The sequence below is a fragment of the Acidovorax sp. 100 genome, from assembly GCF_003688355.1.
GTDB lineage: Bacteria > Pseudomonadota > Gammaproteobacteria > Burkholderiales > Burkholderiaceae_C > Acidovorax > Acidovorax delafieldii.
The window spans coordinates 4,546,853-4,561,616 of the sequence record NZ_REFD01000001.1 but is presented as its reverse complement, the minus strand read 5'-3'; the positions used below and the strand labels follow the sequence as shown (position 1 = coordinate 4,561,616).

The 14,764-nt window shown below is 64.0% G+C and carries 8 protein-coding genes; all 8 read right to left on the bottom strand.

The genetic code is table 11. The features are described from left to right. Positions 1-70 precede the first annotated feature (70 nt). The 8 genes from bcsG to bcsB all read right to left on the bottom strand — a co-directional run bounded on the left by bcsG (position 71) and on the right by bcsB (position 14,391). Entirely contained in the window at positions 71-1,648 is a 1,578-nt protein-coding gene (gene bcsG / locus C8C96_RS20835; RefSeq protein ID WP_121943505.1) for a cellulose biosynthesis protein BcsG, read from the bottom strand. Next, positions 1,645-4,068, bottom strand: a complete 2,424-nt coding sequence (gene bcsA / locus C8C96_RS20830) for a UDP-forming cellulose synthase catalytic subunit (protein WP_370107403.1) — start codon at positions 4,066-4,068, stop codon at positions 1,645-1,647. The genes bcsG and bcsA overlap by 4 nt, the downstream gene beginning before the upstream one ends. 83 nt (positions 4,069-4,151) lie before the next feature. Further along, a complete protein-coding gene (gene bcsQ, locus C8C96_RS20825) occupies positions 4,152-4,943 on the bottom strand; it encodes a cellulose biosynthesis protein BcsQ (RefSeq protein ID WP_121943504.1) in 792 nt (263 codons plus the stop codon). A 13-nt stretch (positions 4,944-4,956) separates the two neighbouring features. Continuing rightward, on the bottom strand, positions 4,957-5,139 hold the full coding sequence (locus tag C8C96_RS24695; RefSeq protein ID WP_147455699.1) for a hypothetical protein: 183 nt from the start codon (positions 5,137-5,139) through the stop codon (positions 4,957-4,959). Continuing rightward, entirely contained in the window at positions 5,136-6,956 is a 1,821-nt protein-coding gene (locus C8C96_RS20820) for a BcsE family c-di-GMP-binding protein (protein ID WP_158605778.1), read from the bottom strand. The genes C8C96_RS24695 and C8C96_RS20820 overlap by 4 nt, the downstream gene beginning before the upstream one ends. A 1-nt stretch (position 6,957) precedes the next feature. After that, on the bottom strand, positions 6,958-10,881 hold the full coding sequence (locus C8C96_RS20815; protein ID WP_121943502.1) for a cellulose synthase subunit BcsC-related outer membrane protein: 3,924 nt from the start codon (positions 10,879-10,881) through the stop codon (positions 6,958-6,960). Beyond that, positions 10,869-12,023 carry a cellulose synthase complex periplasmic endoglucanase BcsZ gene (bcsZ, locus tag C8C96_RS20810; protein WP_121943501.1) on the bottom strand — a complete coding sequence of 385 codons (1,155 nt, stop codon included), beginning with the start codon at positions 12,021-12,023 and terminating at the stop codon, positions 10,869-10,871. The genes C8C96_RS20815 and bcsZ overlap by 13 nt, the downstream gene beginning before the upstream one ends. Beyond that, positions 12,016-14,391, bottom strand: a complete 2,376-nt coding sequence (bcsB, locus tag C8C96_RS20805; RefSeq protein ID WP_233584284.1) for a cellulose biosynthesis cyclic di-GMP-binding regulatory protein BcsB — start codon at positions 14,389-14,391, stop codon at positions 12,016-12,018. Before bcsB ends, bcsZ begins: the two co-directional genes overlap by 8 nt. Positions 14,392-14,764 lie beyond the last annotated feature (373 nt).

Sequence of the window (14,764 nt, the reverse complement as noted above, 5' to 3'; positions counted from 1 at the left end):
CAGGGTGTGGAGAAGGGGTCTGTCGCGCAGCCCCCTCGTCACACGCCCTTAGGGCTGTAAGCCAACGCAATCAATAGTTGTAGGGAACCCATTCACCGTTCCCCGAGCGCATCACGTACTTGCCTTCCATGTTGCGCATCACGATCACATCGGCGTTCTCTGACACAAAGGGAGTAGTGGCCGGGGCCGCGAGCCGCTCCGCCAACGGGCGCGCGGAGTCGGCGTAAGGGTTGTCGCGAATCAGATCGCCTAGCAAGGTGTACAAGCCCAGGTAGCTCATCGGCTGGTTCACGATCACGGGCGCTGCTGGGGCGGATGCCTCAGATGGCTTCATGCCCACCAGCTTCACCGCAGCAGGGACCAGGGTGATGCGGGGGCCAGGAATCTCCCGCATGCCCGACATCTGGATCTTGTCGCCGCGCAGCGATGCGCCGTGCTCAGGGACCAGCATCACGACCACAGGGTGGCCTGCTGCCTCCAGTTCGGAGATGAACTTGTCGAAGTCGGCGAGCAGCTGTACCAGGCGGGGCTTGAACGTCTCCAGGCTGTTGCGCGAAGCCATGCCCGGCACGCGATTTCCGTCGTGCAGGGAGATGGTGTTGTAGTACAGCGCCACGGGCCCGGTGCTGCGGTCAGTGCTGCGCTTCTTCCACCATTGCGCCAACAAGGCGTGGTCGTTATAGATGGGCGAGCCGTCAAAATTCTGCATGTGCACGGGCGCGCCCTGATTGGACTGCAGCTTGCCAGCAAGGCCTCCGCGCTGCTCAAGCGCATGGGCAAACTCTTCGTACACCCCGTCGTGGTTGAGCAGTGCAGCGGTCTGGTAGCCCACCTTTTCCAGGTTGGGAAACACGTAGCACTGCGGATCAATGCCCTCGTACAGCTTGTTGTGTGGTGTTTGCCCACAGGTGCCGTGCAATACCCGCAGCGAGGCTGGCCCGCTGTAGCTGGCGGCACTGTTGAAGTTGGTGAACAGCACATCAAAACGCTTGAGGAACGGGTTGTCCCGCTGTCCTACAAAGTCCATGTCATCCCACGACAAGGAGCACACATGCAGCAGGATGATGTCGAATGCCGGGGGGGCATTGGGCGCGGTGAACTGGACGCGCCTTTGGCTTTCGCTGGCGTAAAAGCGTTGCAGCAGAGCGTCTGGCGACGTGTCCTGATTGTCGTTGGGCGCAGCGGCCGAGTTCAATCCGCTTGCTGCGGCCATGGTGGCCTGGGGCGTAGCCGCCTGCTCCTGCAGGGCCGCTACCACCGGTACGCTCAACAACGCCAGCAATGCAAAAGTCCCCGCACGGACCCGCCGGGCCAGTGCTGCATAAAGCACGATGCCGACCAGTCCCACCAGCAGCATTTCAGGGTTGAACACCCGCTGGGCAAGTTCCAGCCAGTAGTCCGCGCTGAAGCCACTCAGCGCTTTGAGCTGCGACAGCACGCGTCCTGGGCTGGGAAGGTAAGAGTCGGCATACAGCAGTGCGATGGCAGCCGGTATGGCAACTGCAGCGCGTACACGGCGCCACCCCTTGTGCGCAATGGGGGGCAGCATGGACGCCCACAACAGCAGGTTCAGCCACCAGTTCAAGCCGATATAGCCACCAAAGTACAGGCCCACCTTGGCAAGGAAAATCAAATGCCAGAAGCTCATGCCGGCAGCCTTTCTTGCCCGCGCTGCTTGCGAAGGGGCCATCGGCTGCGTGCCGACTCCACCAGCGAAGTCCAGAACTTGCGGTAGCCCAGCACGCCCAGCTGCGCGATTTCCTGCAGGCCATGCAAAGGTCGGTCGGTATCGTGGCTGTCGTTCCATTGCCTCCAGGTGTCGGGGCGGGCAAAGGTGCACTGCACCAGGTCGATTTGTTGTTCGCGCGTCATGGGGTCAAACTGAAAACCGGTGGCACTCTGGCCTCTGTGCAACATCACCGTGGCTGGAAAGGTGCATTCCGTATCGTTGCGCCACAGTCCCACCTGCACCTTGTCTCCCACGGCCAGTGGAGTGCCTTCAGGTAATTGCAGGCCTACACCAGTCATGGAAAAGTCGAGGCAAATGGCCCTCAGCACGGTTCCGTCGTCCTGGTACAAGGTCGCGGGCAATTGCGTGGCCACGCGGTGCATTCGCCGCACCTGGCGTGCTTCAGATGCCACACCCAACGCAGCACCCAGCATGAGGATGCTGTAGACCGTCCATAGCAGATTGAGGAGTACGGTGGCGGTTTCCTCGGTATTCCAAAAGAACAGGCGCAGCAGCCCCATGCCGAAGGCTGCGAAGTTGAGCAGGACCAGCACGGTGTAGGGGCGGGAGATCACCCAGTCGAAGTACGGCTCATCCACCAGCCCGCCCTTGGCTGTCACGTTGAACTTGCCAAGGCGCGGATTGATCAGAGCCACCGTGGTGGGCAGGGCCACGTACCAGGCCAACACTGTTTCGTAGACCTCAGCCCAGAACGTGTGCCGGTGCTCGCCTTGCACGTGCGCATTGGCGATGTTGGACTGCAGGATGTATGGCAGCACATACAGCGCGATCATGATGGCGCCCGCGTTGATGATGTGCCATTCAAAAAACAAGAAGGCCATGGGCGCGGTGAGGAACACCAGCCGCGGCAGCCCGAAGAAGAAGTGCACCATGGCGTTGGCATAGCAGATGCGCTGCCACAGCGTGAGGCCCTTGCCCAGGAAGGGGTTGTCCACGCGGAAGATCTGCGCCATGCCGCGCGCCCAGCGGATGCGTTGGCCCACATGGGCCGACAGGCTCTCGGTGGCCAGGCCAGCTGCCTGCGTCTCGTTGATGTAAGCCGTGGTGTAGCCGCGCCGGTGCAGCTTGAGGGCGGTGTGCGCATCCTCGGTCACCGTTTCCACGGCGATGCCGCCCACCTCCAGCAGTGGGCCGCGGCGTATTACGGCGCAGGAACCGCAGAAGAAAGTGGCGTTCCAGAAATCATTGCCATCCTGGATCAGACCGTAGAACAGGGCACCTTCGTTGGGCACACGGCGGAAGGTGCCTAGGTTGCGCTCAAACGGGTCTGGTGAGAAGAAGTGGTGCGGCGTTTGCAGCATGGCGCACTTCGGGTCGCGCTGGAACCAGCCCACGGCCGTGGTCAGGAAGGAGCGTGTGGGAATGTGGTCGCAGTCGAAGATGGCGACCAGCTCACCATCGGTCTTGCCCAGCGCATGGTTCAGGTTGCCAGCCTTGGCGTGGTTGTTGTCGGGCCGCACGATATAGCCCACGCCCATGGATTCGGCAAAGGCACGGAATTCCTCGCGCCGCCCGTCATCCAGGATGAAGACCTTGACCTTGTCTTTGGGCCAGTCCAGTGCCATCGACGCCAGCACTGTGGTGCGCACCACACTCAGCGGCTCGTTATAGGTGGGTATGTACACATCCACCGTGGGCCAGGACGCGGGCGCGCCTTGCAGCTCCGCCGGACTGCGGTGCAGGGGCCAGGCAGTCTGTATGAAGCCCAGCACCACCACCAACCAGGTGTAGGCCTCTGCCGCCAGCAGGCCGTAGCCCAGGAAGGACTCGATGACCGAGTCGAATTCAATCGATGAAGTCAGGCGCCACCAGGCGTAACGCCCCATCGCCAGCAGGCTGATCGCTGCAAGCGCCAGCGAAGGATAGCGGCCTGGCAGGCGCCGGAGCACCAGTGACAGCCCCCAGCAGAGCAGCATGAACAACAGTTGCCCAAACCAGTTGAATGGGGTGGTCATGACGACCAGACCGGTGACCGCCCCCACCGCCAGGATCACCCAGCGCAGACCAGGAATCTCCAGGGCCGGTGTGAGCCACTGGTCTGCCAGTCGCATGCCCTTGCCCACGTTGACGTGTGTGGCCAGGCGGTCCATGGCACGCAGGAAAAGCCGGATGGGCCAGAAAACCAGTGTCAGCGCCAGTGCCAGGACTCGCCAGAGCCAGCGCATGGCCCAGCCTAGGCCTTCCCATAGCCCGCGCACTGGGCGCAGCAACCAGGGGCGCAATGCGCGTTGCGGCGAGGGTGGTAGAACGAAACAGCGCCATAACCACATCCACCAGGGAGCCTCATGCTCGACCTCAAGCTGGCGCTCAAGCCACATCAGCGCCTTGCGAGTGGGCACCAGTGCGTCCGCTTGTTCGGTGGCCGGTGTGGGTGTGGTGGTGCCCAAGGGCGCCTGGTCTGTCATGGTGCGACCACTCCAGCTGCAGGCGCAGGCAGCGGCGGCAACGGAGGCACTGCCGACAGCCAATGGAAGATGCCCTGGAGATCGTGCGCGGACTGTGCATGCGGTGCCATGCCGTTCACGCATTGCGATGCGGCCAGTGCACGTGAGAGGTTCTCGTCTTCATGCACGGTATAGGGCAGCAATTGGCTTCCCCACTGCTGGCGCAAAGTGCTGAGCGCCTCCCGGTGCGATGCGCGGCGCGGGTCAAAACGCGTGACTGCGATGCCCTGCACGTTGGGCGCTGCTGGCGACGCCTGCAGCATGGCGCGTACGGCGTCCGTGCTGGCACATCCGCGCGCAGACGCTTCCATGACCACCAACACCGCATCTGCGCAGCGCAGCGCTGCCTGGGCCAGCGGCGAAGGCCATTGCGGTGTGTCCAGCAGTATCGTGCAATCCTCTGGCACGTCGAGCAGTTCCAACTGGTCTTGCAGCCACTGTGGGTGGGCAGCCAGCAACTGGTGGAGCGTCGTGATGGTTTCTGGCGTCGCTGGGCCAAAGGGCAGAACGCAGACGCCGTCCGTGTTGTCGAAGCTGCCGTCCGCCCACCAAGAGCCTGTGGCCGCAAGTGCTGCCCATCCCTGGCTGGCGGGGCGGGGCATGCCCAGGTGTATGCCCAGCAGATTCTGGGCACAGAGTTCTACGGCCAAGGTGTGCTGGCCTTGACGGGCACCAATGGACGCCAGGTGGGCGACCATGGTGGTGCGCCCGGACCCGCCGAGCGGCGAAACGACAGCAATCACGCGCATGCAAACTCTTTGTTCATGGGGCTTTGGTCATCCCACCTTTTGGGGTAATGGGCGATTCGCTTTGCGGAAGGTTTGGCTGATAGGGCTGCACGCAGCGTAACGGCTGGCGCGCCTTCAGCACGCGGCGCAGCAGCCAACCACACGGCCAAGCCAGCAAGACACCCAGCAGCACGTAAACAAGCATCCATGCCGTCATGCAGACGTCCTTCCAAGGGGGCGTGGCGCGGCGCGCCGTCCGATAGGGCGTGGTCGCATTTGCGGTCTTGTCACAACGAGCGGCGAGGCCGCGGGCTGTTGGCTCTCTGCGTTGGTGTGCTTTGGCAGCGCCAGCGCATCCTTTCGTACCTGCGCCAAGGGCGTGGCAGGAGGAGCCTCCAGGGCGGCAGTTGTGGGGGTGCTGTTTGCTGCCAAGATGGCACTGTAGTCAGGTACGCCCTTGCGCAGGGATTCTTGCAACTGTTCAGTCATCGCGCGTATGCCCGGCTCTGAGCAGTCCGTAGCTTGCGAAGTGAAAAGCTGGGTCAGTGGTAGCGCGAATACCCGTTGCAGTGCCAGCTCTACATCGGGCTCCCGGCAGGCGAACAGGAACACGTAGATCGCTTCGTGGTCGGCCGTGAACAAGTCGCCATCGCGCGAGGTGTGGCAGGCGCGCAAAGCATCGAGGTGCGGCATCCGGTCCAGCATGTTGAGCCGTACCAGACTGTGCGACAGGCCAATGTCATGGGTGCGGTCGAGCATGCCGCGTACTAACGTACAGAATCGTCCCGGGGCCTGGTAGCCCCGCTCGCGGGGGGGCATGAAGCTGTCGAGCGCCTGAGCGTAGTCGGGGTGGACTTTGCGGGTGTGGCTCTGAGCGTTGATGTCCTGCAGTAGTTGCAGCAGTCGCGAGAAACCCACCTCTTTGTAGACCACCGCGCTGGCGCCCAGTTGCAGCAGTGCCTGTTCGCTGTGGGTGCGCAACTTGCCGAGGTTCTCGCGCACCACAATCTTGAGCGTTGGGGGGCGCGAGAGACGCAGGTGGTGCACCAGGCGTGCGCGGGATTCAAAATCGCCCGCAGAGCCCGCGTCGATCAGCACCGTGGAGGCCACGCAGGTCGCAGCAGCCACTTCGATGTCCTCCAGCCCATCGACGATGCGCCAGTGACCAGGGATACCGCGTTGCCCCTCCACCGATGCCCGGGTTGCTAGCACGCCCCATTGGTCGGCTGCAGTGACCAGTTCGGGGGTAGCGCCTTGGGTGCGCGTGCCGTCGGCAGTCAGTCGGTGTGTGCTGGCTTCTTGCACCAGGCCAAAGCCGGTCTGAAACAGCGCCCCGGTGTCCGAACCCCAGCGGTCCAGGCTCAGGCGCCAGCGGTCAGCGTCAGCATGCAAGGTGGCGATGTGCATGGACATCTGGCACAGGTTGCGCAGCGTTGGCAAAAGGGCAGTGGCATCCAGCGGCGGGGTGAACCCCAGTACCACCGGGCGCTGCCGTTGGCGGCACAGGGCGCTGAGCTGGTCGCTGACATGTGCGAGTTGGGCGACGTTCAGTCCGGACAGCAGGTTCTGTGCGTCGCACAGATACAGTGCGTGCTGTGGCTGCAGGCCGGTCCGCTCAAGCTCCTGCACGAGTGGACTGAGTCCATGGCGCTGTACTTGCGCCTGCAACCCAGGCGATAGCACCCAGAGCTTGAGCCGACCAGCGCGGTAAGCCGCTCGCAGCTCGGGGTACTCCAGCAACTCGTCCAGCCACTGCGTGCTGGACGCCACCAACCCCAAGGGGCCAGCGGCCAAAGCGTCTTCGATCAGCGCGGGAAACCATGCCGCAGCACTTCTGCTGTCGGCGGCAACCAGAGAGACGGGCACATGGGATGGCAACTGGCCAATGCCGTCTGGCAGGCCTGCAATGCCGATGCTTGTCGGTCGCTGGATGGCGCTGGCTGTACCCAAAGAGGGCCGAAGGCGCTGGGCGAGCGAGTGCAGCACACCTGTTGCGGGTGGGCTCTTGCGTGGGGATGAAGGGGCGGGGGACATGTCAGAAGCTGGAATAGGTTTGCACCGGCCGTGGGCGGTTGTCCAGTGGAGCGTTCCCGGGCTCAAAGCGGTAGCGGCCATACACCATGAAATTGGTGGGCGCGTAGTAGGCCGAGCGATCCAGCTCCAGCTGTGCACCCAGTGCGAGATGGGGCGTGACCTGGTATTCCAGTGCCCCCCGGAACGAACGCCCGAAACCCGAGCCCGAACTGCCCGCGTACACCGGAACGCCACCGTCGGCCGCCAGCCGGGCACGCGCCAGGGCCTGCAGGAGTGCGCTCTGCGGAAAATAGTCGCTGCCGCCACTGCTACTGCGCGATACAGAGACGGACCCGCGGGCCAGCCAGGTCAGTGCGCCGCGGCGTCCACTCCATTCCAGTGGCAAGGCGACGGATACGTAGTTGCGTGGGCTGTAATAGCCGCCGTGGCCGAAGCTGAATTCGGACAGGTCTTTGCCATAGTGCCAAGCTGAGACGGCAACACCGAGGTTGACCACGCTATCGCTATGGCGCCATACATCGCGGTCCAGTGCCCACCGCAGCTGGGCGCGGGTGTTGGTTGCCACATTTTTGCCGGTGAGGGCGGCCAGGCTCAGGCTCAGCGAGGTGCTGTAGGGCCCAATGTCGGTAGAAAGACGGCCTGCAGCGCCCGTTGCTACCACGCCGCCCCATACCTGGCCTGTGATGGGATCGCGTGCCCCTGCGTACGACAGCAGGCTGCCAGTGATGGGGCGCCGATACGCTTCGAGTTTGTAGCTGTAGCGGCCCAGATCGCCGGTTTTGGACAGGCCCCCTACGACATTGGTCACCGGAAATCCAACCCCAGTGGTTCCGATGTCCCACTGGACATCGTCTCCCACATAGCCGAAACCCAGGTTGGTGCCCTGGCCCCGTTGGCGTCGCTCGGTGGCAAAGGAGGACCCGGGTGGTAGTGCCGCCACCTGCCCGTAAGTGAGCAGGTCTGGACCATCGGCGGGGAGATCGCCCGCATCCAGCTGCACCCGATCCACGTGCAAGAAATAGTGCCCGTCGTAGCCACGCGGCATCCACGCCACCACAGGACGTTCCCAGCCGCGCAGGCTGGAGATTCCGTCCGTGGAGCGCTTGCTCAGCGCCTGGTGTCCCGCTTCGATTCGCGGCTGGCGCCGTGCCTCGATAGCGTCGATCTCGCCCTGAATCTTGGCGACGACTGCAGGGTCCGCCGGCAGGGACAGCGTGTAGCTCTGCTGGAGAACCAGCGGGCTGTCTGAATCACTCGACGACCGGGTTTGTCTGTTGGGTTCCGTTGCGGGAGGGGCTTCCCTTCCGCGCGTCTCCAGCAGGAGGGCGCTGCGGAAGAACACCATGGCCTGCGTATAGTTGCGGTTGGCCCGCTCCAGGCGCGCTGCATGCAGCAGCACGTCACTGTCTTGCGGAAAGCGGTCCAGCAAGCGGGTCGCCAATGCCCGCGCTTCGTCCATGCGGCCAATGCGTTGCCAGATGCGCAACACTGCCAGTTGCTGCCCCACATCGTCCGGTGGGATACGGTCTTTCAACCAGTCTGCCTCATTGGCCGCGGCCCGCCTGTCTCCGGTGTCCTGCAGTCGTGACAACGTGTCAGCCAGCGCCATGCGAACGGACAGATCGTCAGGTTGTGCGGATGCCAGGGGCTTGAGCAATTGGGCGGCATCGGCATATTCGGCCGCAGCCATGAGCAAGCGGGCCTGAGCCAGGCTGCGTTGGCGCGGTGTGGAGAGTGTGTCCGGCAGCCGTGTCGCCTGGCGTGCCAGCCGCGAGGCTTCGTTGGGGCGTCCAGCCTGCTGCTGCTTCTCGATGAGCCGCTCCTGGTGCGCGGTGTACAGCGCTACCAGCCGGTTTTCTTGCTCGGCGCTCCAGCCCTTGGTTTGCAGCAGGCGAGGCAATTGCTCGGCGAGGCCGGCCTCATCCTCGGCCCGGTTGAGCAGCTGTGCGTAGTCCAGTTGCGTGTCTGGCGCCAGTGTGGGAACGCGCGTTGCCAGGCGATGGAAGACTGCCACGCCCCGTGCGGGCTGTGCACGGCGAAACCAGGCATTGGCTACGCTGTAGAGCAGGTCTGCTTCATTGCCCGCTTCTTGTTCCGCTTGCTGTAGCAGCGCATCGACCTCTGCGGCAGGCAGGGGCTTCAGAGTTTGGGCGACGAGCGACTTGACCTGAGAGCGCCGCACCAGCGCGCGCATGGCGTCTGTCTGATCGGCGGAGGGTATCCGCTGCATGTCTGCGAGGGCAGCGCTGTCATCGTCCAGGGCAGAGCGTATCAGGGCGCGGGCATACAACATCTCTGCGCCGACGGTGCCGGACGGAATGCGCGCCACACCCTCATCCACGACGTGCAGTGCTTCTTGGGGACGGCCCAGGCGCAAGTAAAAACGTGCGAGGCGGTGCCGTATCCACGCATCGTCGGGGGTGAGTACCACAGCCGACTCCAGTGCACGCAGCGCGGGGCCGAGGCGCTGGGCCTGAAGGTCGTCCTCGGCCTGGGCCACCAGCACATCCGCCTGGGCACTGGCGAGTTTTTCGGCAAGTGTCGTGTCACGTGCGGCAGCCTCGGCCAGCAGGGACAGCGCTTTGGTCACCCGCCCGGTGCGGGCATAGAGACTTGCCAGGCCTTTGATGGCGGAGGTGCTGTTGGGCTCCTGTTGGAGGGCTTGTTGGTAGAAATTTTCTGCCAGCGCATGGTCCCCTTGCAGGTCGCGAATGCTCGCCAGGGTGGTCAATGCGTCAGCACTTTGGGGCTGCATCTGCAGCGCGCGTTCGGCCAGGCTGGCAGCGGTGACCAGTTCGTTCTGTTCGACGGCTCTGTCGGCCTGTCGCAGCAGTCCCCAGAATCTGGCGGTGGCCTGCAGGTCCTTCCAGTGGCTCTGGCGTGTGAGCGCATAGGCCTGGCTGAAGAGGTCCTGCGCCTGTGCATGCTGGCCTTGGCGCAGGCGGATCAATCCCAGGTTTCCCAGGCTTTCTCCGTCCTGGGGGCGCAAAGCCAGCGTCGCCTGGACCTGCTCTTCCGCCAACTCCATATCGCCTTGGTCAAGGGCAGTGCGCGCTGCCTGGCGGGCGATGTTGGCGGGGTCACGGGCCGCGCGCTCTGCGCGCTCGACCGCCTGTTGCATGGCGGCCAGTCGTTCCACCATGGCGCTGTCAGCCGGGTAGCGCTGCAGAAATGCGCGCACGCGGGGCTGGTTGGCTGGGGTGTTGGCCAGCCGGTCCAGGGCGCGACGCCAGAGGTCTTGCAGCTGTTGGGCGTTGGTATCGGGCTGCTTTGCCAGGGCCTCGATCTCCTGCACCACGGCCGTCGGGTTGCCCCCCTGGTACATGCGCAGCTCCAGTTGTGCAAGCCGGTAGCGGGACTCCCCGGTCTGCTGGTACAGCTTGGCCAGCTGGCGCTGGGATTCGGTGCTCTGTTTGGCGGTGGAGCCCATGATCTGGTGGTATTCCAGCGCCAGTCCGCCGAGCGTGGGCGGGCCTTGCGGAAACAGCTCGCGTGCCAGATCGGCGGCCTCGGCCTTGCGGCCTGCGCGTGCCATCAAGCGCATCTGGGCCAGTTTTTCGCGGTCGGGGCCATACACGCGCACCAGGGTTTCCAGTTCCTGGGTCAGCACATGGCCGGGGTGGCGTGCACGCAAGGTGGCCAGCACGCGCTGGGCCTCGTCGCTTTTCTTTTCGCGCAGCGCCAAGTCGCCCAGCGTTGCCAGGCCTTCGGGAGAGTTCGGGTCCATGGCCAGCAGCTTGTCCACCAGTTGGCGGGCCATATCCGGCCGGTTTTTGCTGGCCCACAGGCGGGCGCCGCTGAGCAGCTCAGCTTCGATGGCGGGTGGGGTGCTGGCGTGCACGCCGTGCTGGCCGGGCAGGCAGGCGGCGGCGAGCAAGGTCAGGGAGGGGAGCCAGCGGTGTGTGCGGCGTTTCACGGTTTCCATCGCACAGTGAGTTGGCCGTTTGCAGTGAAGCGATATTGCCCCTCCATGGCGCCCAGCCCAAACAAGCCGAGCACCTGCTCGTAGTAGGCCGTGGGACGCAAGGGGCGGGCCTCCAGGCGCATGCGCTGCGATTGCAGGGTGCTGTCGTCGCCCACTGCCCGCAAAAATGGCAGGACTGCAGCCGAGAACCCGGAGGGGGCGGGGCCCGAGGCTTGGGTTGTCAGGATGTCGATGGACTCAGGCGGGTATCCCTGTTCGCGCACGAAGCGCGCCATCGGCTGCAGGCTATCCAGCAAGGCCTTGCGGCCGGGAGCGTTGGCGTGCAACGTGCCCGCCCACAGATAGACGCGGATGGCGTTGTAGCTGCCCTGGCCTTTTTCCTTGCCCTTGTCATCCACCAGAAAGCCCTGCTTAGGGTCGTACACGGTCCAGTCGGGCGTGAAGCCCTTGGGTGAAGCGCCCTGGATGACCTTGAGCGAGCTGTCCACCAGTTGCTTCCATTCGGGCTGCGGGTCCACTGCTGCCAGCCAGTGCATGAGGTGCATGGGCATGTAGCTGGGGTTCAGGCGCCAGCGTCCGTCCTTCTGTGCAAAGCCCTGGGGCGCTGGCAGAAGGGTCAGTCCCAGGCCGGGCAGTTGCGCGGTTTCTTCACGCAGGATGCGGGCCGCCAGCAAGGCAGAGAGTGCGCGGTAGCTGCGCACGTTCCACAGGCGGCCTGCCTCGCCCAGCGCGTAGGCCATCCAGAGGTCGGCGTCCGATGCGGCGTTGCTGTCGATGACACCCCAATTGCCATCGGGGCGTTTGCCCCATAGCCACGCCGGGAGACGGGCGGTCATGTCCCCATCACAGAGGTTGTTTTCGGTCCAGCGCAACAACTTGTCGAAGGTGGTTCGGTCATTGGCCACCAAGGCAAAGAATAAGGCGTATGCCTGACCTTCGGAGTAGGTCTGTCCTCCTCCCGCATCATCCGAGATGACGCGGCCGCCTTCGTTGATGAACTGCGCCTTGAACGCTTCCCAGGCGGGCCACCCGGGGCGTTCTGCCGTGGATTGGGGTTGCGCGCGAAGGCCTGGCAGCCAGGACAGCAGTGCAGCACCGCCGCCAGCCTGCAGGGCCGTGCGCCGACGAAGGGACTCAGTCATGCTGGGATGCCAGTCGGCGGCGCGCCATGGTGCGCAAGGCGCCATAGACGATAAAGGTCAGCAGAAGGCCGGTGGCGATGCCCGCCAAGGCCAGCAGCAAGGGGTGGCTGTGCAGGTGGAACCACAGGCGTTGCCACCACGGCAGGTCGCCCACGTAGTACACAGGCTTGATGCGGAAGCTTTCGATGGCGTCGCCGCGCATCAGGCCCAGATCTCCGCGCAGGCTCTTGATCTTGCCTGCATCGTTCAGGCTCTGGCTCAGCAGCCCCATGGCTTCCTTGTCAGTGGCGGTGAGCGCCACCACGCTGCGACCACTGTGCAAGGGCGATTCAAAGCCGGTGACTGCTGCCAGCGGCCCTGTGCCTTGCAGCACAGCTTGCCCGCCAGAGGCGGACAGGCGGTGTTCGGATTCCAGGTTGAACAGTTCAATGAACGATCCCAGTGCGCGTTCCAGGGGCTGCACCGACCGGGCGCCAGCGGCCAGCAGGGCTGGGAGGTGGTTCTTCCACTGCTCCAGCAAACCATCGGCGTCGGCCTGCGACACGATCAGGATGTCCGTGTCACCCGCCTTGTTGGCGTCCGCAGCACGCAGCAGCTGAAAGCGGGTGCCCGGATAGCCGGTGGAAGCGCTCATGCGGCCTACGGAGGTCAGGAAGACCTCGACGTCTGCGGTGCTGGGCTGGTTGGGCAAGATGATGGAGGTCTGGGCCAGGTCGGGCACCCGGGTGAACGGAAAGCCGCTGTTGGCATAGGCCGCCAGATTGGGCATGGCCAGGTAGTGGCGAAAACCCGTGAGGTCGATGGTGGACTGCGGATCAATGGCCGCAAACAGTTCGGTGGGCGGCGCGGACTTGCAACGGCCCAGGTCGTTGGGCGGGATCTGGAATGCGAACTGCAGCTGGTTGTCGCCGCCAATCATGAAGGCAGGAATCTTCAGGTCCGAACGGTTCTGGGCGTTCCCGTCATCGAACAGGGGCAACATCACCGTGTTCTTGCCGCTGGTGCGGTCGTCTCGCGACTGCAGTGGATAGGACTGGATGAACTGGTTGTTGATGGAGATGTTCAGACTGCCATGGTCCGAAACGCTGCTGGGGGTGTAGCGATAGGCCAGGTCCAGCGGCACGCCTTTGGCGTTCCAGGTGAACAGGTCCGGGGCCATGCGGGTGTAGATGTTCACCGTGTCGTTGAGCACCGTGCCACGCAGTTGCAGGTCCGAAGGACTGCCCACCAGCTCGGCCAGTTTCACGGGCCTCTGGGTGGTGATCCAGCGAGGCGCGTCATAGGGCTTGGTCAGCGCGGGATAGTCCAGCGATTTGACAGCAATGGTTTGCCCGGACAGAACCGCTTTCCCCAGGGCCAGGGCATCTGCCGCCATCTGCAGCTGAGCATCGTCTTTGCCCAGCACCAGCAGCAGTTTGGCGCCAGGCACTTCGGGGTGGTTGACCATCGAGATCGTGGGCTCGGTCACAGGTGCCATGTCCTGCAGGAACGCGGGACGGTGGCTGTTGGTGGCCAGCACCACGGCGTGCGAGCGGGGCAGCTGGTTTTCCAGCACCGGGAACTGGTTGCCTCGGTAGCCTGCCAGCATGCCAATCCAGCTGGCGATGGAGCCTGACGCCTTGAGCGTACCGGTGCTGGGTTGATTGCCGAACACAAACGGCAGCTTGACGGGGCGGTTGTCCCGGGGGTCGAAAAACGGCGCAGGCAGCAGCGCGAGGTCATTGCGCAGAGGGATCTGCCGCAACGAAAGCTCCAGCTGGCTGTCGTTGCTGATGGTTGCCCACAGGCTGGAATGGGTTGGCGTCTCACATTCCATCGTGTAGTGGCCGATGAACTGGAAGCGGAACCGGTTGTAATCCGTGAAGTAGCGCGGGTCGATATTGAGCTCGACCGTCTGCGGGGTGCCCAGGCGCTCCTTGTCTAGCACCACGGTCTGCAGGGTTTCGTCATTGAGCATCAGCTTGAGATGCGACAGTGACGGGATCAGCGCAGGTGACAGTGTGAAGGTCAGGCGCAGCTTGGCGGCTTCGACGATCTCGTCGCGCCGCACCCCCACACCCACACTGGCCTCACTCTCCACGCCTCGCAAAGAAACAGGGCGCCCCACGCCCAGTTCCTTGAGGCTGACTTTCCATTGCCGTGCGGGCAGCGTAGGAGTGTCCGATGGGCTGGCTCCGATCGCGCTGTCGCTGGCCTGCACTGCCCGGGCTGACTCGCGCTCCTGGCGGGGCAGAGCCTTCTCTTTGGCCACAGTGCTACGGGCCTTGCTGGTCTGGGCATTGGCTTGCGGGGCTGGGGCTGAGATCAGCCCGGCAGTGATCAGCGCGACAAAAAGAGGGAGCGCGCGGGTTGCAGATGTGGATTTCACAGTGTTCTTTTTTGCTGGCTCGTACCTGAAGGATGGGCGCATCGGACCCATGCCTGGTTGGTGTCACTTGTATGGCAAAGTGTATCGATGGGACCGGGGCATGACGTTCCGCAGGACATTTGTTTGCAATTGCTTTGCCAGCAGTGTTGTTGCCCGACTGCAGCAGGTACGTGAAGAGTAAGTGCCTGGATTCATGGTTCGAAAAAACGGTGCGCGTCTGTAGCACTGTCTGGGCACCATGGCATGGCGGATGGCATGTTCCATGGCGGGCCGACGGCGGACAGAACACGCGGTGGTTCTTGCAAAGACACATCCGTTGCCACCCGTGGAGGGTGGACACCAGGGCCGTGGGCCCCAGGCGGCCAGACGATGG

Coding starts and splice junctions, on each gene's coding strand:
- C8C96_RS24695 (WP_147455699.1), bottom strand. CDS start 5,139: ATGACGGCATGGATGCTTGTTTACGTGCTGCTGGGTGTCTTGCTGGCT.
- C8C96_RS20815 (WP_121943502.1), bottom strand. CDS start 10,881: ATGGAAACCGTGAAACGCCGCACACACCGCTGGCTCCCCTCCCTGACC.
- C8C96_RS20820 (WP_158605778.1), bottom strand. CDS start 6,956: ATGTCCCCCGCCCCTTCATCCCCACGCAAGAGCCCACCCGCAACAGGT.
- bcsA (WP_370107403.1), bottom strand. CDS start 4,068: ATGTGGCTTGAGCGCCAGCTTGAGGTCGAGCATGAGGCTCCCTGGTGG.
- bcsG (WP_121943505.1), bottom strand. CDS start 1,648: ATGAGCTTCTGGCATTTGATTTTCCTTGCCAAGGTGGGCCTGTACTTT.
- bcsZ (WP_121943501.1), bottom strand. CDS start 12,023: ATGACTGAGTCCCTTCGTCGGCGCACGGCCCTGCAGGCTGGCGGCGGT.
- bcsQ (WP_121943504.1), bottom strand. CDS start 4,943: ATGCGCGTGATTGCTGTCGTTTCGCCGCTCGGCGGGTCCGGGCGCACC.